Origin of the sequence: Collinsella sp. SGI.180 (genome assembly GCF_050313455.1) — a bacterium.
Taxonomy (GTDB): Bacteria; Actinomycetota; Coriobacteriia; order Coriobacteriales; family Coriobacteriaceae; genus Collinsella.
The window spans coordinates 167,983-188,374 of sequence record NZ_JBNPLL010000001.1; the positions used below are offsets into that span (position 1 = coordinate 167,983).

The 20,392-nt window shown below is 62.0% G+C and carries 15 protein-coding genes; 7 read left to right on the top strand and 8 right to left on the bottom strand.

Translation table 11 applies throughout. From position 1 onward, the window contains the following. Positions 1-9 precede the first annotated feature (9 nt). The gene (gene cysK, locus ACQRAP_RS00640; RefSeq protein WP_427794645.1) at positions 10-948 is read left to right on the top strand and encodes a cysteine synthase A; all 939 of its coding nucleotides are present in this window, start codon (positions 10-12) and stop codon (positions 946-948) included. Between the two features lie 63 nt (positions 949-1,011). After that, positions 1,012-2,235 carry a tRNA 2-thiouridine(34) synthase MnmA gene (gene mnmA, locus ACQRAP_RS00645; RefSeq protein ID WP_427794660.1) on the top strand — a complete coding sequence of 408 codons (1,224 nt, stop codon included), beginning with the start codon at positions 1,012-1,014 and terminating at the stop codon, positions 2,233-2,235. 8 nt (positions 2,236-2,243) lie between these two features. Here mnmA and ACQRAP_RS00650 read toward each other — a convergent pair whose 3' ends face one another. From ACQRAP_RS00650 to ACQRAP_RS00665, 4 genes are all read right to left on the bottom strand, one after another. Further along, complete coding sequence (locus tag ACQRAP_RS00650; protein WP_427747721.1) at positions 2,244-3,617, bottom strand: hypothetical protein; 1,374 nt, start codon at positions 3,615-3,617, stop codon at positions 2,244-2,246. A gap of 137 nt (positions 3,618-3,754) precedes the next feature. Continuing rightward, positions 3,755-4,798, bottom strand: coding sequence for a M42 family metallopeptidase (locus ACQRAP_RS00655; protein WP_427794646.1), 1,044 nt, complete (start codon positions 4,796-4,798; stop codon positions 3,755-3,757). Between the two features lie 604 nt (positions 4,799-5,402). Then, positions 5,403-6,569, bottom strand: a complete 1,167-nt coding sequence (fucO, locus tag ACQRAP_RS00660; RefSeq protein WP_154515935.1) for a lactaldehyde reductase — start codon at positions 6,567-6,569, stop codon at positions 5,403-5,405. Between the two features lie 228 nt (positions 6,570-6,797). Further along, on the bottom strand, positions 6,798-7,514 hold the full coding sequence (locus tag ACQRAP_RS00665; protein WP_154515938.1) for a YoaK family protein: 717 nt from the start codon (positions 7,512-7,514) through the stop codon (positions 6,798-6,800). 250 nt (positions 7,515-7,764) lie between these two features. Between ACQRAP_RS00665 and ACQRAP_RS00670 the strand changes: the two genes are divergently transcribed. Continuing rightward, on the top strand, positions 7,765-9,909 hold the full coding sequence (locus tag ACQRAP_RS00670; protein ID WP_427794647.1) for a YgiQ family radical SAM protein: 2,145 nt from the start codon (positions 7,765-7,767) through the stop codon (positions 9,907-9,909). Here the strand turns inward: ACQRAP_RS00670 and ACQRAP_RS00675 are convergent. From ACQRAP_RS00675 to ACQRAP_RS00685, 3 genes are all read right to left on the bottom strand, one after another. After that, positions 9,906-10,817 carry a CPBP family intramembrane glutamic endopeptidase gene (locus tag ACQRAP_RS00675; RefSeq protein WP_427727440.1) on the bottom strand — a complete coding sequence of 304 codons (912 nt, stop codon included), beginning with the start codon at positions 10,815-10,817 and terminating at the stop codon, positions 9,906-9,908. The genes ACQRAP_RS00670 and ACQRAP_RS00675 overlap by 4 nt on opposite strands. Before the next feature lie 88 nt (positions 10,818-10,905). After that, a complete protein-coding gene (locus ACQRAP_RS00680; RefSeq protein WP_117734431.1) occupies positions 10,906-11,109 on the bottom strand; it encodes a type II toxin-antitoxin system RelB/DinJ family antitoxin in 204 nt (67 codons plus the stop codon). A 973-nt stretch (positions 11,110-12,082) separates the two neighbouring features. Beyond that, the gene (locus tag ACQRAP_RS00685; RefSeq protein WP_427794648.1) at positions 12,083-14,281 is read right to left on the bottom strand and encodes a DEAD/DEAH box helicase; all 2,199 of its coding nucleotides are present in this window, start codon (positions 14,279-14,281) and stop codon (positions 12,083-12,085) included. A 636-nt stretch (positions 14,282-14,917) separates the two neighbouring features. On the opposite strand from ACQRAP_RS00685, the gene ACQRAP_RS00690 reads away from it, so the two are divergent. From ACQRAP_RS00690 to ACQRAP_RS00705, 4 genes are all read left to right on the top strand, one after another. Further along, positions 14,918-17,260 (top strand): heavy metal translocating P-type ATPase, encoded by a 2,343-nt coding sequence (locus ACQRAP_RS00690; RefSeq protein WP_427794649.1) that lies wholly within the window; start codon positions 14,918-14,920, stop codon positions 17,258-17,260. 147 nt (positions 17,261-17,407) lie between these two features. Next, positions 17,408-17,629: a heavy-metal-associated domain-containing protein gene (locus tag ACQRAP_RS00695; protein ID WP_154515953.1), complete on the top strand. Its 222-nt coding sequence runs from the start codon at positions 17,408-17,410 to the stop codon at positions 17,627-17,629. A gap of 51 nt (positions 17,630-17,680) precedes the next feature. Next, positions 17,681-17,950 carry a metal-sensing transcriptional repressor gene (locus ACQRAP_RS00700; protein ID WP_229778266.1) on the top strand — a complete coding sequence of 90 codons (270 nt, stop codon included), beginning with the start codon at positions 17,681-17,683 and terminating at the stop codon, positions 17,948-17,950. A gap of 146 nt (positions 17,951-18,096) precedes the next feature. Then, positions 18,097-18,570: a hypothetical protein gene (locus ACQRAP_RS00705; RefSeq protein ID WP_427727434.1), complete on the top strand. Its 474-nt coding sequence runs from the start codon at positions 18,097-18,099 to the stop codon at positions 18,568-18,570. Between the two features lie 90 nt (positions 18,571-18,660). Here ACQRAP_RS00705 and ACQRAP_RS00710 read toward each other — a convergent pair whose 3' ends face one another. Further along, the gene (locus tag ACQRAP_RS00710; RefSeq protein WP_427727432.1) at positions 18,661-20,031 is read right to left on the bottom strand and encodes an amidohydrolase family protein; all 1,371 of its coding nucleotides are present in this window, start codon (positions 20,029-20,031) and stop codon (positions 18,661-18,663) included. Positions 20,032-20,392 lie beyond the last annotated feature (361 nt).

Consider the following 20,392-nt stretch of genomic DNA (forward strand, 5'->3'; position numbering starts at 1 on the left):
AGGTTCACCATGAGCAAGGTTTATACGTCCATCGATCAGCTTATCGGCCACACCCCGCTTTTGGAGCTCACTCACTTTGAGGCCGATGAGGACCTTAAGGCCCGCGTTCTCGTCAAATTGGAATACTTCAACCCCGCCGGGTCCGTCAAAGACCGCGTCGCCAAGAACATGATTGACGAGGCCGAGAAGGCCGGCAAGCTCGTGCGCGGCGGCGACTATACCATCATCGAGCCCACGAGCGGCAACACCGGCGTCGGCATCGCCTCGGTGGCGGCGGCTCGCGGCTACAAGGTGATCATCACCATGCCCGAAACCATGTCCGTCGAGCGCCGCAAGCTTATGCAGGCATACGGCGCACAGCTCGTGCTCACCGACGGCTCCAAGGGCATGAAGGGCGCCATCGCCAGGGCCGAGGAGCTGCAGAAGGAGACCCCCAACAGCATCATCGCCGGCCAGTTCGTGAACCCCGCCAACCCCGCCATCCATAAGGCCACGACCGGCCCCGAGATCTGGGACGACACCGACGGCAAGGTCGACATCTTCGTCGCCGGCGTTGGCACCGGCGGCACCGTGACCGGTGTGGGCGAGTTCCTCAAGGAGCAGAACCCCGAGATTCAGGTTGTCGCCGTCGAGCCCGCCACCTCCCCGGTACTCTCCAAGGGCCAGGCCGGTCCGCACAAGATCCAGGGCATCGGTGCCGGCTTTGTGCCCGACGTCCTCGACACCCAGGTCTATGACGAGATCATCCCCGTCGAGAACGACAACGCCTTTGCCACCGGCCGCGCCGTGGGCCACAAGGAAGGCGTGCTCGTGGGCATTTCGTCCGGTGCCGCCGTGTGGGCCGCGCTGCAGCTGGCCAAGCGCCCCGAGAACGAGGGCAAGACCATCGTGGCACTGCTCGCCGATACCGGTGAGCGCTACCTGTCCACGGCACTGTTCCAAGACTAGAGCCTTTTTTTCCCATAGGTTGAGCTCAGGGACGAACCTGCCTCCTCTCTCTCTCCCGGCGGTCTGAGCCCATCCCGTCAGGGTGTCCCACGAGACGTCCGAACTTGCTACAATGTCTGCGGCGCGGAACCAGCCTCCCGCGCCGCTTTTCTTTTTTGGCCACATGCCACCAAGGAGAACCTCCCCATGCACAACAAGCGCGTGCTCGTCGCCATGAGCGGCGGCGTCGATTCCAGCGTGACTGCCTATCTGCTCAAGTGCCAAGGCTACGAATGCGTCGGCGCCACTATGCGCCTCACCTGCCCTGCGCCCGATCCCGTCACGGGCATGAGCAAGGTCGACCGTGACATCGCCGATGCAAAGGCCGTCGCCGATCGCCTGGGGATACCTCACCATGTGCTCGACCTGCAGCAGGCCTTCGACCGCAACGTTATCGAGCGCTTCGTGACCGCCTACCAGGAGGGGCTGACGCCCAACCCGTGCATCATCTGCAACCGCCATATTAAGTTTGGCGCGCTGCTCGACGCGGCGCTCGATATGGGCTGCGACTACATTGCCACGGGTCACTACGCCAAAACGAGCCAAGCGCCCGATGGCACCTGGAAGCTGCACCGCGGCGAAGACTCCAAGAAGGACCAGAGTTACTTTTTGTATTCGCTCACGCAAGAGCGCCTGGCACGCACAATCTTTCCGCTGGCAGGGTTGGACAAAGAGCGCGACGTGCGCCGCATTGCCGCCGAGCAGGGCTTCATCAACGCCAAGAAGGCCGAGAGCGAGGATATCTGCTTTATCGCGGACGGCGACTACGCGGGCTATATCGAGCGCCGCTGCGGGCATGCCGCCGAGCCAGGCGATATTGTATGGCGCGACGGCAGCGTGGTCGGACGCCACAACGGCGCACTGCGCTATACCGTCGGCCAGCGCAAGGGCTTGGGCGTCGCGATGGCGCGCCCCGTGTATGTAACGGGCGTCGATGCCGCCAACAACATTGTGCATCTGGGCGAGGCTGAGGACCTGACGGCGACAGCACTCACGGCCAACGAGTGGATCTGGAGCGCCCCTGCCGACCGCATGGAGGCAGAGCTCACGTCCGGCGACATTCGCGTGGGCACCAAGTACCGCTACCGTCAAAAGGATCAGGCAGCGACCCTTACACGTGGCGCCGACGGACAGATGCTTCTGACCTTTGACGAGCCGCAGCGAGCCATCGCCCCCGGCCAGGCCGTCGTTATCTATCGCGGCGACATCGTCCTGGGCGGCGGCACGGTAACTGCCGCCATCAAGTAGCCGCAGGATTATCGCCGCACGTGTCGAAGCACCTCAACAGCAGCATTCACCTCGATAACGCGACGCTCGAGGCCGCGGCAAATGGACTCGAGCCGGCCCTCCGCTGTGGCCCATTCGCTCTGCGAAAGAATCTCGATCGCCTCATCAACAAATCCGTTGAGCCGCGATGAATCGAACCAATCGAGTGAGTCCGCAAGCGCCAGCTGGACGGAAGGGTCGGGCCCAAACGGCTTAGCAGAAAACCCAAACTCCCCAGCTGCGAGCACGGCAGTTGGTACGTTGTACCATAGGCAGTTGCCGCTATCGAACAGCGGAGCAGGCCTTATCTCCAGGGTGTCGACATTGCGGATGATGCCGAAGTTTCGCCAATGGCGATCGCTGTTGGCCAAAAGGGCATCGCAGACAATCATCTGCGACATAGACCTTCTCACGGCAGCCTCGTCTGCTCCATGCTTACCAAGGAAGCGGCAGTACCGGTCGTATGTCGAGTTTCCCCGCTGGCTACCAAGTGCGCCCTTAACGTAAACAGCCGGAACGTATTCCTCGCGGCCGTCAAGAAAGTCGTCGCACAGACACACAGGGCCATCGAACATCCGCTCAACCGTATAAGGAACAAACTCGCCCTCCGACAACAAGCGACGATGTAGAGCCGTTGCAACCGCCTCGTTAAAGGGACGCTGATCGTCCATGCCGCACCCCTTGACCAGAACGCGAACAGCATTGCGAATCATCCACGATTTAGGAAGCTCGCCCTCGGATGTGTTGTCGGGATTTTTAAGACCGATGCCCTCCAGCCAACCCGAACGTCCCTCGGGCGCCGATCGCTCAAAATCATTCTCGAAGTAATTGAGGTTTCGCCATTTGAGCCCGTCGCATTCTGCCGGCCGCAGCCAATAGCAATCCGAAAGCGAGAGGCCCAGGCACCGAACCGGGACCTCGATGCCACTGGCAATTCCCAGTTCACGATAGCGCGAGACGAGTCCGGGGCGAACATCGGGCACTGACCGATGGCTCCACCACACGTTGAGCTCCCGTTTATTCACCGTAGGAGAAGAGCTCGAGCACGTGCCAAACGGCATTCGTTGTGCATCGAGGACCTCCGCGATTTCGAAGGGAAATTCGCGCGACGGATCAAATGAGACATGCGCGACCTCATGGTCGGCCGACATCAGCGTAAACTTGCGCCCCACATCGGCCGCAGGACGGCGTCCACGTTTGCGGACCTTTTGATAAGCGACCGCGGAATTGTACTCGACCATCTTCCGTCCGCCCACAATATCGCACGCGAGCGTTCCCGATGCGGCAAGTTGAGATATGCGGGCTTTCGTAACGCCCAGCAGGCGGGCAGCATCACCCATAGACAAGTACTCAGACGTATCCATACACCGCATCACCTCGTTAAGTAATTTACACGTTTAGTTAATAGATTAGATACATCATAATACTAAACGACCTAAAGCGAAAAAAGCCCGAGAAATCGGGCTTTAGCGATTGGTCAGCCGAGTCGCAAGCTGCTCCCCTAGCGCTGAACGTAGGCGCGAACCAGCTCGTAGGTATTGCGCACGCCGTCGATGTGGCTGCGCTCGTAGTTGTGGCTCGCGTATACGCCAGGGCCGATCAGGCCGTGACGGATGTCGTAGCCGGCAGAAAGCGTGGCCTCAACGTCCGAGCCGTAATGCGGGTACACGTCGATGGCGTAATCGAGCTCCAGCTCGCGCGCGATATTGGACAGCGTGGTCACCAGATCGTAGTTGTAGGGGCCGCCCGAATCCTTGGCGCAAATCGACACCATGCGCTCGGTGCAGCCCAGATCGTCACCCACGCAACCCATGTCAACGCTGATCATCTCGCGCGTGTCGGCCGGCACGAAAGCGCCACCGTGGCCGACCTCCTCGTACACCGTAAAGAGCAGCGACACCTTGCGCGAAAGCGACACCTCGCCAGCGGCGACGGCACGCGCCAAGCCCAGCAAAATGGAGGCCGACAGCTTGTCGTCCAAGAAGCGGCTCTTAATGTAGCCGCTCTCCGTCACCGTGGTACGCGGATCCATAGCGATGATGTCGCCCGTCTGAATGCCCAGCTCAAGCACATCATCCTTGCTGTCGACGTTCTCGTCGAGCAGGATTTCCATGTTCTTCTCGATGGTCTTGACCGGCTCGTCGGCCACGTGCGCCGAAGGCTCGGTATTGAGGACCACACCCGTGTACACATTGCCATCGCGCGTGTAGACGGTGCAGTTCTCGCCATCGGCCGTAGACCACTGATGCCCGCCGAGCGTCGTGGGACGCAGGCGACCATTGTCCTTAATGGAGCGCACCATGGCGCCCAGGGTATCGACATGGCTCGCCAACACAAGCGGCTCGCCCTCGCCGCCAAGCTCAACCAGCACGTTGCCCTTATTGGAACGCTCGGGGCCAAAGCCCATATCGCGCAACGTTTCCATTAGATAATCAGTCGCCGCACGGGTATAGCCCGTAGGCGAAGCAATCGAAGTAAGCGCCTTAAGCTGTCCCGCGATATAGGAGAGCGTCTCCTCTAGAGAAGCATCAATATTAGAAGCCATATGCGTCCTTCCAAGTAAAACTAAGACCGAGTCCCGATTTTAACCGTTCTGCACGGTCAATGCCCTAGGAGCCGAGCCGCCTCCCGACGTCCCCGCACCGGTTTTGTGCACGCGCACGTCTTACAATCCCAATCTTGCATAAATCCTATCGGTATCTGCATAGAAATGAGGAATCTTTTTGCTTCGTCTCAGGGTACCCCACCTTGGGCCGTGCAAAAAACGGAGTATTCAGCACCGTGGGCCCCAACGACCCCATCGCGAACGACAAAACGACGCGGTTACAGCAGTGTTGCAGGTCGTCGCAAAGCAGAAACTCAGTAACAACCCCCTCCACTCATCGATAGCCCGCCCACAATGGCTGTCGATGGGCGCCTGTGGGCCACTACGGACCCTTCAAAACGTTATGCATTTTTAAGAGCTTGCTGAATACTCCCAAAAATGCACGCTGGGAAGTGCACCACCTATCCGCAGCGGGCAGCATGCTTTAGTTTTACCCGTCCCAAGACATCGACGCAGCACAAAAAGCCCCGCCGTGCGTAGCGCGGCGGGGCCAGCGGCAAGTCAAAAGACCATACGCCTACGGGCGAAGGACCACCAAACTGGGCTAGGCAGCCGGGCAGATCTTCTTGAAGAGCTCGATGACGTCGTCGAGCGTCGCCTCGCGCGGGTTGCCCGGGAAGCAAGCGTCGGCCATGGCGTCCTTGGCCAGGACCTCGATCTCGTCAGCCTTCATGGCCTCGCAGACGTGCGGGATGTTCACGTCAGCGGAGAGCTGCTTAACGGCGGCGATAGCGGCGTCGGCAGCCTCATCGGTGCTCATGCCCGTGGTGTCAACGCCCATGGCGACGGCGACCTTGGCCAGGCGCTCGGCGCAAACCGGCTTGTTGAACTCCATGGCAATCGGCAGCAGCATGGCGCAAGCGACGCCGTGCGGGGTGTCGTAGTGAGCGGACAGGGTGTGAGCCATGGCGTGATCGATGCCCAGGCCAACGTTAGAGAAGCCCATGCCGGCAACATACTGACCAAGAGCCATGCCCTCGCGGCCGGAGCCGGGCTGGCCGGACTTGGCCTCGGCAACGGAGTCGCGCAGGTTCTCGCTGATCAGCTTGATGGCCTCAAAGTGGAACATGTCGGAGAGCTCCCAAGCGCCCTTGGTGGTGTAGCCCTCGATGGCGTGGGTCAGAGCGTCCATGCCGGTGGAAGCGGTCAGGCCGGCGGGCATGGAAGCCATCATGTCGGGGTCGACGACGGCGACCTCGGGGGCGTCGTTGGTGTCGACGCACACGAACTTGCGGACCTTCTCGGGGTCGGTGATGACGTAGTTGATGGTCACCTCAGCAGCAGTACCGGCGGTCGTCGGCACGGCGATGGTGAACACGGCGTGGTTCTTAGTGGGAGCAACGCCCTCGAGGCTGCGGACATCGGCGAACTCGGGGTTGTTGATGATGATGCCGATGGCCTTGGCAGTGTCCATAGAGGAGCCGCCACCGACGGTCACAATAGCATCAGCCTCGGCGGCCTTGAAGGCCTCGACGCCGTCCTTGACGTTCTGGATAGTGGGATTGGGCTTGATCTCGGAGTAGAGGCTCCAAGCGATGCCGGCGGCATCGAGCTCGTCGGTCACCTTAGCGGTAACGCCAAACTTGACCAGATCGGGGTCGGAGCAGACGAAAATCTTCTTGTAGCCGCGACGCTGGAGCTCGCCGGGGATCTCCTTGATGGCGCCGGAACCATGATAAGAAATGGTGTTGAGAACGAAACGATTAGCCATTGATAGCCTCCCATCGTGTGCGGGGCACCCATTACGCCCCACGCTATGGCTCCCATCCTAACGCTTTTGAAGCGAAAAACGCGTGAGAACGTCAGATTATTTAAAGCGTTTCAACAACTGGTATCGTCACCGCCTGACCACTAAACAAAAAGGGGCGGCCGAGATGACCGTCCCCTCCCCATTATTGATCAGTGTGGCAAGGGGTCAGCCCCTTGCCACATCCTGCCGCTATTTTTGGCAGGCCTCTTTCCAATCTTCGCAGGCGCGCTTCCAGCGAAAACGCAGGTCGCGCTCGCGGTCGATAAACATGATGGCAAACGCCACGAACAGCAGCACGCTCGCCACCGCAATAGCGTGCAGCCCCATGCGCTCAATACACCAGTTTCCCAGCACAGCGCCAAACACAAAGGTAAAGATCACGCCAAAGTACAGCAGGCCGTTTTCCAAAAAGCCGCGCTTGTGGGTGATGATGTAGTCGTCCACGTTTTGCAGCGCGTTGCGAAGGTTACCGATGCACATGGTCGTGGCAATGCCGTGACCGTGGATCTTGCGGAAGCTCTCGACCTGCATACCACAGGCAAACGAGATGAGGCAGTTGGCGAGCAAGTTGTAGCCGCCACCGGGGATAAAGCTCACGCCCAGCAAGATGACGGCTTCAAAGAACACCGTCACCTGGCGCCAGTGAATCACGCTGCCAAACCGTTCGTGTACCAGGTCGGCAAGCATAATGCCCACGGCAAACGACACCACAGGGAAGAAATAGCGCCCCGCGAGCGCCCAATTGCCCTCCGAGATGCTCACGCCCACCAGCAAGATGTTGCCCGTCTGCGCGTTGGCGAAAACATGGTCGCGCCCAATGTACGAATAAACGTCCATAAAGCCACCGGCGAGCGCCAAGATGATGCCCAGCTCAATAGACTCCGATATCTGTTTGGCACGCTGCATCGTCGTGCGCCCTCCTTGTTGACGACCTTCTCGTGCGTTGGCGGAAACATAGCCGCCGTTCATACTGTAACCCATTGACAACATGGCGCGCCCGCGAGACGGACTCCCCAACGCGCAGATACACCGTCTGGAAACAAACGGCGGGCGCGGCATCGACACCCGACACCTCGTGTACTCCACCAGTCTTTTTAGCCCCGTCCCAAAAAGACTGGTTACAATTACGTGCAGCATACAAACACCGGGAGGAATCGTGGCAAAAAAGCCCCAGGACGCTCAGCACAACCAGCACGGCAAGCATGCCCAACGCGGCCAGCAGCAAAAGCGTGGAAGCAAAGCCCAGGGCTCGCGCCCCGCGCATGCCCCGGCAGCGCCTGTCCGCCCCTGGCGCCCGGGCCGCGATAAGTTCCTCCCCGTCAGCCGCGCCGACATGGATGCGCGCGGCTGGGACCAGTGCGACTTTGTCTACATCTGCGGCGACGCTTACGTGGACCATCCCAGCTTTGGCATGGCCATCATCAGCCGCGTCCTCGACGCGCACGGCTACAAGGTGGGCATCATCTGCCAACCCGACTGGACCGACCCCGCCAGCATCACCGTGCTCGGCGAGCCGCGCCTGGGCTTTCTCGTCAGCGCCGGCAACATGGACTCCATGGTCAACCACTATTCGGTGACCAAGCACCGCCGCCACACCGACGCCTATACCCCCGGTGGCGAGGAGGGGCACCGCCCCAACCGTGCCGTCACGGTCTACGGCAACCTCATCCGCCAGACATTCAAGGACGCCCCCATCATCATCGGCGGCATCGAGGCAAGCCTGCGTCGCTTGGCCCACTACGACTACTGGCAGGACAAGCTCAAGCGCTCGGTACTGCTCGACTCGGGCGCCGACATCCTCATCTACGGCATGGGCGAGCACGCGATTGTCGAGATCGCCGACGCGCTCGACGCGGGACTGCCCGTCGATCAGATCACCTATATCAATGGCACCGTCTACCGCACGGGTTCGCTCGACGAGGTCTACGACTACGACCTGCTGCCCAGTTGGGACGACCTTACCGCCGACAAGCTCAACTACGCGCGCAGCTTTAACGTGCAGCAGCAGAATATGGACCCCATCACCGGACATCGCCTGGTAGAGCCCTACCCCAACAGCGTCTATGTGGTGCAGAACCCGCCGTCGGCGACGCTCACCACCGACGAGATGGACGAGGTGGCCGAGCTCCCCTACGCACGCGATTGGCATCCCGATTACGACGCGGCGGGCGGCGTGCCGGCCTTTGCCGAGATCAAGTTTTCCATTAGCTCCAACCGCGGCTGTTTTGGCGAGTGCTCGTTTTGCGCGCTCACCTTCCACCAGGGTCGCGTGCTGCAGATGCGCAGCCACGACTCGATCATGCGCGAGGCCGAGCTGCTCACGCGCGATCCCGAGTTTAAGGGCTATATCAACGACGTGGGCGGGCCGACGGCCAACTTTAGCCGTCCCGCCTGCGACAAGCAGCTCAAGCACGGCGTATGCAAGAACAAGCGATGCCTGTGGCCGAGCGTGTGCAAGAACATGGTGGTCGACGAGAGCGGCTACACCCAGCTGCTGCGCGACCTGCGCCAGCTGCCGGGCGTCAAGAAGGTCTTTGTCCGCAGCGGCATCCGCTTCGACTACACCATGGCCGATGCCTCGGACGAGTTTTTGCGCGAGCTGCTGGAGCACCACGTCTCGGGCCAGCTACGCGTAGCACCCGAGCACGTGAGCGACGCGGTGCTTTCCGTGATGGGCAAACCGAGCCGAGCCGTCTACGACGCATTCTGCCGCAAATTTGAACGCTTGAACCGCGAGTACGGACTCAAGCAGTACGTGGTGCCGTATCTGATCTCGAGCCACCCCGGATCGACGATGAAGGAAGCCGTGGACCTTGCCGAGGCCGTGCGAGACATGGGCTACATGCCCGAGCAGGTGCAGGACTTCTACCCCACGCCGTCCACCATGTCGACGTGCATGTACTACACCGGCGTGGACCCGCGCACCATGGAGCCGATCTATGTGGCGCGCGACCCGCACGAAAAGGCCATGCAGCGCGCGCTCATCCAGTATCGCAAGCCCGAGAACTATAAGCTCGTGCGCGAGGCGCTAGAGAAAGCCGGCCGTCGCGACCTGATCGGCTACACCAAGCATTGCCTGATCCGCCCCGTGCCGCCACGCCCGGGCGAGACATCTGCCGGCGGCGGACATGGCACCGGCAAGAAGGGCGGCAAGGGCCACGGTGGCGCTGGCGGCGCTGGAGCCAAGGGACCCAAGGGCAGCAAGGGCCACGGCGGCATGTCGCGCGCGCAGAACACCGCCGGGCGCAACCGTGCGGCTCAGGGGCGTCAGGGTGCCAACGGAGGCGGTCGCCGCAACTAAGGCAGCAATGCGCTCGCTGCGTCCATCCCACACGCGTGGCGCAGCGAGCGCATTGCCTCAACGAGGATGACGCCGGCGATGGCGACCGTAATTGCCACGTCGAGCGGCGTGTTCACAAACCACAGCAGGCCCATGAGATACGACCCGGCATTAAACGCAAAGTGCAGCAGGATCGTGTAGCGGAGCTTTCCGGTCGTTACGAGCACCCAACCAAAGATGAGGCCGGCGGCACCCGCGTAGCAACCCTGCACCCAATTCATGTGCATAAAACCAAAGATTGCCGCCTGCAGCACAATCGCCGCGGCGACACCCCACGTGCTTGGGGCCGCCCAGGACACTATGGCGCCGTCTTGCGCACTCGCACGACGCCGGCGCTTCCAGAGCGGACGGCACTGGGGATTAAACGCACGCAGTGAAAACTCAAAGATAACACCGCGCACCAGGAGCTCTTCGCAAAACGGCGCGCCGAGCACCGTGGTCAGGACGGCAAGAGGACTGGTATCGCCCATGCCCGTTTCCTCGACAAGCTCGCTGTAGTCGGCCGCGGCATCGGGCAACAGCGACAGCACGGCGTCGGTCACGTAGCTAACGACCACCTGCAGGGCAAGACCGATCACGATAACGCAGGCGATGCGTTTCCACGCCCCACGCGCTCCCCCGCCGAGCGGATGCTCGCTTTGCGAACGCGCCATAAACGAGCGCGGCCACAGATAACGCCACCACAGCAGCGCCATCAAAAACGACGCCGTCTGAGCGGCGGCTTGGAACCATTGAATATCGAGATTGTCGATCGGATAGCCCGTCAGCACCGACACGGCATCGAAAACAGAAAACAGAACCACGCTCAGGGCTATATCGGCAGCGACGACGCCAAAACAGGCGAGCGCCCACGCTATCGCATTGAGCATGCCAACCTCCTCAAAACCCGGCACTGAGGGACGTTCCTTAACTGCCGGCAGACAAGGAACGTCCCCAAGTACCGGCAGTTTGGGACAGTCATTGTTGATGAGAATCGGGTGCAGTGCCAAAGGCCCCGTTGGGCGAGATGTCGAACGGGAAGGTGCCGCAGCGATTGAACGCGGCGATAAACATGCGGATGGCGTTGGACGGCGTGGTGCCCACGAGCTGGGTTGCCGCCGCGAAGGCCGCCTTTTCCTCGGGCAAGACCTTCGCGACAACCGGGGTCATGTGTTCTGCCATGGCGCTTCCTTTTTGAAACGACGGTGGTGCGGATAGATGCGGGCCACGCGGCTGGGCGACGGGCTGTGAAGGCAACCCGATTGGCCCGCATCTGGAGTTTGTTTTTGCGGCGTTGGTATTACTTGGTATTCCTAAGTTATACCCGGCAGATAGAATACCACACCCGGTCCCATGGGGACGGAGAAAAGACGGATTATTTTGTTGCTGGGTTAGTATTTAGAGCGTGATGATGTCCGAGATATCGAGGGCCTAAGCGTCGGCGTATGGCGCGCCCAGGCTGGGTATCCGGCGCATGGCGCCCTATTGTCTTGCATAATTTCGCTTATGCCATGCATAAAAAGACGGGGGCACCCCTTCTCGTCCCAACGTACCCCCGCTTGTACCGTGCAAAAACCGGAGTTTTCAGCATCGCGGCCCCCGCAGGCGGTGCCGCGAATCGTGGACGCCGCGCGATTGGCGTCGTTTTGGGGCACGGCGCGACGCGAAACGCGCGTTATCGCCGCGCCGGACGCCGTCAGCCAACCCAAATCGCCTGCCGAAGGATCCCGCTGGCTCAAAAAGACGATTCCGGCGCGTATGCAGCCACCCCGGCTTGCTGAAAACTCCCGAAAATGCACGGCGCGCCCCGGGGGACCCGTGCGCGCCACGAAAAACACGCCCGCATCCAAAAGAATGCGAGCGCGAAAGCCGGATGGCGGCAAGGGCGCCAGGCAGCGGGCGAAATCCCCGGCGTGTCCGCCCGGGCACCGCAGCCGCCGCGCGTCAGCAGAAAACCTCATGCCCTGCGTTGATGTCGGCCCCCCGCATACGCGAATCTCCAACTAGGTCGATAGCCCGTATCTCTTGCCACGACCGTCTCCGCGCGTTTCCACGAAGAAGACTCGCCCCAACTAATACCGAGCCCACTAAAAGGGCCCCGAGCATAGTCTGCTCGAGGCCCAAACTCGTGTCGCCTTACCGCGCGACGCGCATGTTACTTGCGCTTGCCGCCGCCGTCACCGGGGCGACGGGAGCTGCCGCCGCGCTTGCCGCCACGGCTGTTGCCATAGCTGCCACGGTTATCGCGACCGCCGGCACGGCCACCACGGGAGCCGGCCTGGTTGCCGCCGCGACCGCCACGGTGGCCGCCGCGACGCTCTTCGCGGGTATCGTCGTAGTTGCGCCAATCATCGCGACGATCTCGACGGGCACGCGGGTCGCGACGATCGCGCGACTCGCCAGAACGGCCAGCGCCACTGCGGCCGCCATTGCCGCGAGCATCCTCGCGACGCTCACCGCCGCGGCCGCCGCGCTCTTCAAAGCGCTTGCCGCCACGGGACTCACCGCCGCGGCCGCCGCGCTCGTCATCGCGACCGGAACGACGACGGTCGCCCGCGCCGCGCTTGCCGCCGCGCGAACCGCGGCCCTCGTCCTCACGCTCAACACGGCGACGACCGCCGCGGTCCTCGTCCTCACGACGACGGCGGTGCGCCTCGCCCTGGAACTGCTTGGCACGACGCTCGGCACGGTTGCCGCGCGGGCCCTGCTCAACAGCACCGCCGCGCTCCTCGGCAGCCACCTCGCGGGCCACGCTCTCCACGGCCTCGTCCACGCGAGCCTGAACGCCCTCGCGCACGCGGGTCTTGCCGCCGCGCTTGGGACGGCTCGGGCGCTCGCTGTCGCCGCGACGCTCATCGCGACCACGGTTGGAACGACCGGCCACATCGCCGTAATCGTCGCCGTTGCGCTTGCCGTCGCGACGCGCCTGCTCAAGCTTCTTCTTGCTCTTGGACTTACCGCGCTTGGTCTTCTTCTTCACCTTAAAGGCCGCAGGGTCGCGCTCGGGATCAACCGCGGGCGGATTGGGGCCCACGTGCAGGTCGCCGGCCTCGTAGATGTCGGCAGTCTTGTCCATGAGTTTCTCGATCTCGTAGAACTCATCCACGTCCTGCTCGGTCACAAACGTGATGGCCCAGCCCAGCTCGCCGGCGCGGCCCGTACGGCCAATACGGTGGATGTAGTCGGTCGGCTCGGCCGGCACGTCAAAGTTCACGACGTAGCGCACATCACTGATGTCGATGCCGCGGGCGAGCACGTCGGTTGCCACCAGCACGTCAACGGTACCGTCGCGGAAGGCCGAAAGTGCGCGCTCGCGCTGGGCCTGGCTGCGGTTGCCATGAATCGCGGCAGCCTTGATGCCCTTGCGCTCCAGACGACGGCAGCAGCTGTCGGCACGGTGCTTGGTGCGCATAAAGACGATGGTGCGCTCCGGGCCTTCCTTTTTGAGGAACTCGGGCAGCAGGTTGTTCTTGGCCTCGATGGACACCGGGAACACAAACTGGTCGACGGTGTCGGCGGTCGACGTGGCGGGCGCGATCTCCACGCGGGCCGGGTCGCTCACCAGATCGGTGATCTCGCCCACGGCCTCCTCGTCGAGGGTCGCCGAGAACAGCAGCGTCTGGCGCTCGGCCGGCGTCTCGCGCACAATACGGCGAACGGCGGGCAAAAAGCCCATGTCGAGCATGCGGTCGGCTTCGTCGAGCACCAGCACCTTGACCTCGTCCAGGTGGCAGGCACCCTGCTCGATCAGATCGACCAGACGGCCCGGCGTTGCGACCAGGATGTCGCAGCCGTACTTGAGGGCAGCGGTCTGCGGCTTGTAGCTCACGCCGCCCACGACGGTCACGGCAACATGGCCGGTGACGTCGGCGATCTTGCTCGCGACCTCGTCGATTTGCTGGGCGAGCTCGCGCGTAGGGGTGATGACGAGCATCACGGGGCCACGGCCGTTGCCCTCGGGCTTTTTAGCACCGCGACGACGGTTACGGCCGCCGCGCTCGCGCACAGGTTTGGGAGGAGCGATGTGCTCCAGATTGTTCATGGTCGGCAGCAAAAAGGCGGCCGTCTTGCCGGTGCCGGTCTGAGCGGCGGCAAGCAGGTCGCGGCCCTCGAGCACCACGGGGATCGAGCCGGCCTGCACGGGCGTCGGCGCCGTGTAACCCAGGTTCTCGATGGCACGAAGTATCTCGTCCGAAAGACCCAGCTCGTCAAAGGCGGGCAGGTTCTCGGTAGCGGACTCGACGGTCTCGGCGGCGCTGGCCTCGTCGGCCGCATCGAAGGCAGCCTGGGCCATGGCCTCGCGGGTCTCGTCCAGGATCTCGGCGTCGGTGACGTCGGATACAGAATTACGCATATGTTGTTGTTCCTTATCTGCACGCGCAAGGGGCACGGCATGCGGCCGCGCGGGCGTGCTTGGTAGTGCGCTAGTACATACAAAAAGGGTGCGCACAGAGAGGACGTTGCTCAGCACGCTGGCGATCGCTTTGGCAGCCATATCACGCGCCGTCCAGACGCAGCAGCTCTAAGCGATGGAGCAGATTCGCCGCCGGTTAGTATACCTGCACTCCGTATGCCCCCACGTAAACCACAGATGACGGGGCGGACGGGGTGGGTCTGGGCCAATTGTCTCAATCTGTAACAGTTACGAGGCAAAACCAGGTCTACACGTTACGAATCGAGACAAACCAAAGCCTCGCAAAACAACATCTCGATCTGTAACAGATAGAGGTCATTTTCCCTGCCAGATGTTACAGATCGAGATGTTAAGCAACCGCCGAACTGTTTGTCTCAATCTGTAACAGTAACTCGGCAAAAACGGAACTAGATGTTACAGATTGAGATGAAGGGCGAGGATGGTGCACTAACCCGGCAGTCGACCCCGCATCGGAATGCCATACATTTCAACTTTTGCAATACACCCCCAGGGGGTATGGGTGTATAGTATCGAAAGGTTAACAATTCCAACACCGAACCACAGAAAGGAGAAGCCATGGCTCAAGATAAGTTCGACGTAGGCGGCATGACATGCGCCGCCTGCCAGGCGCACGTGGACCGTGCCGTGAGCAAGCTCGACGGCGTCCAAAGCGTCGCGGTCAACCTGCTCGCCGGTTCCATGATGGTCGACTACGACCCCGCGCAGGTCTCCCCCGACGATATCTGCACCGCTGTCGATCGCGCGGGTTACTCGGCCTCGCCCGTCAGTACGGGCACCGGTGCCGCCGGCTCAAACGGCAGCGCGCAAGTCAGGTCCGGCACCGCCCATATGGAGTCGCCCACCAAAAAGCTGGAGGCCGCCGCCTCTGCCATGCGCACCCGCCTCATCGTCTCGATCGTCTTCCTCATCCCACTGTTCTACATAGGCATGGGACACATGCTCGGCTGGCCGCTGCCCGGCATTTTCACCGACCATATCCACAGCATGACGCTCGCCCTCACCGAGCTTGTCCTGCTCATCCCCATCGTCTACGTCAACGACGCGTACTTTATCAACGGGTTTAAATCGCTCGCGCACGGCGCACCCACCATGGACGCCCTCATCGCCGTGGGCGCCACCGCTTCCATTGCCTGGTCGCTCTATGCCATGTTCATCATGGCCGACCAGCTGGCCACGGGGCAGGTTCACGAGGCCATGATGACAGGCATGGACAATCTGTATTTTGAGAGCGCGGGCACGATCCTGTCGCTCGTCACCGTGGGCAAATACCTCGAGACGCGCAGTAAGTCCAAAACCGGCGGCGCCATCGAGGCGCTCATCGATCTGGCGCCTAAAACCGCTGCCGTCGTTGCCGACGACGGCAGCGAAACCACCGTCGACGTCGATAGCATCCTTCCCGGCCAGGTCCTGCGCGTGCACCCCGGCGAGTCAATCCCCGTCGACGGCGTGGTGCTCGAAGGTAGCTCGGCCGTGGACGAGAGTGCGCTCACCGGCGAGTCAATCCCCGTGGAAAAGACCGCCGGCGACACCGTCAACGCCGCCACCGTCAACCGCACCGGCTCGTTTACCTTCCGCGCCACGCGGGTTGGTGCCGACACGTCGCTGGCCAAGATCATCCAGCTCGTCGAGGACGCCAACGCCACCAAGGCGCCCATCGCCCGCATGGCCGACAAGGTCGCCGGCGTGTTCGTGCCCGTGGTGTTCGTGATCTCGGCCGTGACCTTTGCGGTGTGGATGGCACTGACCGGCAGCATAAACGAGGCACTTACCTCCGCCGTGGCCGTGCTGGTGATCAGTTGTCCCTGCGCGCTCGGCCTAGCCACGCCCGTCGCCATTATGGTAGGCACCGGCAAGGGCGCCGAGATGGGCATTCTGTTTAAGAGCGCCGAGGCGCTGGAGAACCTGCGCAGCGTGGGTACCGTGGTGCTCGATAAGACAGGCACGGTCACCCGCGGCAAACCTGCCGTGACCGATATCGTGGTAGCCACGCGCGCCGACGGCTCGCCCGCCATGAGTGAAAAGGCGTTACTGAAGCTCGCTGCCGCGCTGGAGCGCTCGAGCGAGCATCCGCTGGCCGAGGCGATTATGACCGAGTGCGAGGCGCGCGGAATCGTGGCGCGCATGGTCGAGGACTTTGCCGCCGTGCCTGGACGAGGCGTTACGGCGCGCGAGGGACAAAACGCCATCGCTGCCGGTAACGTTCGCCTGATGAACGAGCTGGGCGCGGAGGTGCCCGCCGGTCTTGCCGAGCGATTCGCCGCCGAGGGCAAGACACCGTTGTTCTTTGCCAAGAACGGCGAGCTTGTCGGCACCATTGCCGTGGCTGACGAGGTCAAGGAGACGAGCGCTGAGGCCATCGCCGCGCTGCGTTCGCTCGGCGTCGACGTGCACATGCTCACCGGCGACAACCGTGTGACGGCCGAAGCAATCGCCCGCCGCGTAGGACTGAGCAGCAAGCAGGTCATTGCCGACGTGCTTCCCGCCGACAAGGAACGCCACGTGCGCGAACTGCAGGATGCGGGCGGCAAGGTCGCCATGGTGGGCGACGGCATCAACGACTCCCCTGCCCTGGCGCGCGCCGACGTGGGCCTTGCTATCGGCACCGGCGCCGACATCGCCAAGGAAGGGGCAGATGTGGTACTCATGCGCAGCGACCTCATGGACGTCGCCCGCGCTATCGAGCTTTCGCGCGCCACGATTCGCAACATCAAGCAAGACCTGTTCTGGGCGCTGTTCTACAACGGCATCGGCATTCCGCTCGCTGCGGGCGTGTTCTTCCCCCTCACCGGCTGGCAGCTCTCGCCGATGTTTGGCGCCGCAGCCATGAGCCTGTCGAGCGTGTGCGTCGTGTCCAATGCTCTGCGCCTGAAATCCTTTAAGCCTAAAGTGGCAAAATAGGCTCACCATTACGTCCATTTAGAACGGGCTTTCCAGGTGCCCGAGATTGACCTGAAAGAGGAGCGACGCGTACTTTGGTACGCGAGCGACGGCTTGAAGGTCAAGGTCGGGTGCCTGGGAAAGCCGACATAACAGAGAGGAATACCCATGCGTTACACAATTAAGACTTCCGGCCTTATGTGTGGCCACTGCGACGCTACTGTCGAGACGGCACTGCTCAACGTTGCCGGCGTGACCGACGCCGATGCCGATCACGAGACTCAGACGGTACAGGTGGAGTGCGCCGACACCGTGGCCGCTGAGCAGCTCGCTGCCGCCGTCGAGAGCGCCGGCGAGAAGTTCCACGCCCTGTCCGTGACCGCAGCCTAGCTGCTACCAGAAGCATTCGACCCCATCGACCAGAAACGAGGACCCGCCATGATGGCAGACCACAAATCGGTGAACCGTATGCTCAAGACGGCGCGCGGCCAGATCGACGGCATCCTGCGGATGGTCGAGGAGGACCGCTACTGCGTCGATATTTCCACGCAGCTCATGGCCACACAGGCACTCCTCGCGCGCATTAACGCCGACGTGCTCAAGGCGCATATCGAGGGCTGCGTGACTTCGGCAATCGAATCGGGCGACGAAGACCTCAAAGCCGCGAAGCTCGCCGAGATCGAACGCGTCGTCGACAAGCTCTCTAAGTAATCGGCGCATTGAGGACAGACCACTTTGCACCGTCTTGATGTTCCGAGGACGGGTATGTTTGCACCACATTGGTGCAGATTAACCTGTCCCCCTTGCTCTAAATCGGGTATAAAGGCGTGCGGCATATCGAATGAAAGGCAATTTGCATGAATGACTTTATGAAGGGCCGCAATGGCGCCGACGAGCTCACCATCGTGATGGGTTTTGCCGGCATCGTCATCGCGATGATCGGATCGATGGCCCGCGTCCAGTGGCTCAGTTGGATCGCCATCGCCGTCATCGTGATCGGCGTGCTGCGCGGCCTGTCCAAAAACATCGACGCACGTCGTAAGGAGAACGACGCCTTTGTCGCCGGCTCGGCTAAGGTCCCCGGCTTGGGCAAGTTTGTCGCCAGCTTGGGTGGCGGCGCTGCAGCGGCCAGCACCTCACGCGCGGCCGGCACCAGTAAGGAAGACTTTGAGCGTGCCAAGCGCACGGCCAAGAAGATGTGGAAAGGTCGCAAGACCACGGCATACCTCAAGTGCCCCAACTGCGGCCAGATGCTCTCCGTTCCCAAGGGCAAAGGCAAAATCCGCGTCACCTGCCCCAAGTGCCACGCCAAGATGGAAACGCGCTCGTAGCCGCCATACCGCAGGACAAAATAAAAGCCGAGGCCTCGCACTGGGACCTCGGCTTTTTTGAATGCGACAAAGGGCCCGCCCCCGTCACGCCTACGCCACGCCGTCGCGGGCAAGCTCCTCGGCAAGCGCCTCGGCTGGCATGGCCATAATCGTGTCGAGCTCGGCGTCCACCTCGGGAATACGCCTCACCTTGAGCTTGCGCACCAGATCGCCACGACACATCACGTGCATCGGCTCGCGCAGAGCGCACAGGTCATCGAGCGGGTTCTCGCGCGTCACCAGGATATCGGCAGCCTTGCCGCACTCGATCGCACCGGTCTCGCCGCCCAGCCCCAGCAGCTCAGCATTGACCTGCGTAGCCGTATGCAGCGCAAACGCATTGCTCACGCCCACGTACTTGGCAAAATAGGCCACCTCGCGCCACATGTCGTACTGGGTCACGAACGGGCAGCTCGAATCCGTACCCAAACCTACCTTGATACCGGCTTCCAGCGCCGCACGAGCGCTCTCGATAATGCCCGAGCACACGATATCGCCGTTCTTCTTTTGCGTGTCAGTCGAATGAGTCTTTTCCGGATCGAGCAGCACAAACGGCAGTGCGGGGCTGATCGTGCAGGTCACACTCGGCGCACGCCCCTCGAGCTGAGTTCCCGCGGCGCCGCGGTACAGCTCCAGGATCTCGGGCGTCAACGGAGCGCCGTGCTCGATCGTATCGACGCCGGCCTCGAGCGCGGCCTTCACGCCCTCGGTGCTCTCGACATGAGCCATAACCGGAAGGCCCATATCGTGCGCTGCCTTGCACGCCGCTGCGGCAACCTCCACCGGCATACGCAGCACGCCCGGCTCGCCCACCTCGGTCGCATCGAACACACCGCCCGTTACGAACAGCTTAATGACGTCGGCACCGCGCGCATACAGGTCGCGCACCTGTTCGGCCGCCTCGGAGGGACTGTTGGCCACCTGGGCGAACAAGCCCGCTCCGTGGCCACCCGGCACCGTGACGCCCGTTCCCGGCGCCACCAAACGCGGACCCTGATACTTGCCGGCATCGATGGCATCGCGCACGGCCAGATCGGCAAACAGCGGGTCGCCCGCGCCGCGCACCGTGGTCACGCCGCTTGCCAGCTGCTGTTGGGCGCTGCCCTTAAGAATATGGCGCACGATAGCGCGCCCCACGGGATTATCGAGCTTCTTCATCAGCGCGCCCGCATCGCCCGCCGAAACCGGCTTGCCCGAGCCGCACAGATGCACATGCATATTGATGAGGCCCGGCATGAGATACGCCCCGGCCAGGTCGAGGACCTCGGCACCTGCAGGCGCCTGCGCCACAGCACTCGGCCCCATCCACGTGATGACACCGCGCTCAACGGCCACGGCCATGTCGGGCTGCGGCTCCATATGCTCCGAACCATCCAGGACGGTCGCATTGATAAACAACGTGGAACGATCGGCAGACGCCATATCGAGCTCCTCCCTCACGATTAACTTGAACATTTGTCCATTATCACCTAATGCAGCAAACTAAAGTCGAACATATCGGTTAGCGGAGGGACGAGAGAGATGTGAGGGCAAACGGAGACAGCACGGCAATGCTCCGGCCGTTCCAGCAAAACGTCTTGATTTGTAACAGGTAGACCAGGTTTTAGCAGCCAGATGTTACAGATCGAGATCTTTCGGCACCGCGTCCAGCCTTTGTCTCAATCTGTAACAGTTGGGTCGAATTTTGGCCGTTAGATGTTACAGATCGAGATATTATCCAGCCCTGTCGTCAAACATCTAAATCTGTAACATGTAGACGGGTTTTCGGCCTCTAGATGTTACA

Coding starts and splice junctions, on each gene's coding strand:
- ACQRAP_RS00685 (WP_427794648.1), bottom strand. CDS start 14,281: ATGCGTAATTCTGTATCCGACGTCACCGACGCCGAGATCCTGGACGAG.
- ACQRAP_RS00665 (WP_154515938.1), bottom strand. CDS start 7,514: ATGCAGCGTGCCAAACAGATATCGGAGTCTATTGAGCTGGGCATCATC.
- ACQRAP_RS00650 (WP_427747721.1), bottom strand. CDS start 3,617: ATGGATACGTCTGAGTACTTGTCTATGGGTGATGCTGCCCGCCTGCTG.
- ACQRAP_RS00710 (WP_427727432.1), bottom strand. CDS start 20,031: ATGGCGTCTGCCGATCGTTCCACGTTGTTTATCAATGCGACCGTCCTG.
- fucO (WP_154515935.1), bottom strand. CDS start 6,569: ATGGCTAATCGTTTCGTTCTCAACACCATTTCTTATCATGGTTCCGGC.
- ACQRAP_RS00705 (WP_427727434.1), top strand. CDS start 18,097: ATGAATGACTTTATGAAGGGCCGCAATGGCGCCGACGAGCTCACCATC.
- cysK (WP_427794645.1), top strand. CDS start 10: ATGAGCAAGGTTTATACGTCCATCGATCAGCTTATCGGCCACACCCCG.
- ACQRAP_RS00655 (WP_427794646.1), bottom strand. CDS start 4,798: ATGGCTTCTAATATTGATGCTTCTCTAGAGGAGACGCTCTCCTATATC.
- ACQRAP_RS00700 (WP_229778266.1), top strand. CDS start 17,681: ATGGCAGACCACAAATCGGTGAACCGTATGCTCAAGACGGCGCGCGGC.
- ACQRAP_RS00690 (WP_427794649.1), top strand. CDS start 14,918: ATGGCTCAAGATAAGTTCGACGTAGGCGGCATGACATGCGCCGCCTGC.
- ACQRAP_RS00695 (WP_154515953.1), top strand. CDS start 17,408: ATGCGTTACACAATTAAGACTTCCGGCCTTATGTGTGGCCACTGCGAC.
- ACQRAP_RS00675 (WP_427727440.1), bottom strand. CDS start 10,817: ATGCTCAATGCGATAGCGTGGGCGCTCGCCTGTTTTGGCGTCGTCGCT.
- ACQRAP_RS00680 (WP_117734431.1), bottom strand. CDS start 11,109: ATGGCAGAACACATGACCCCGGTTGTCGCGAAGGTCTTGCCCGAGGAA.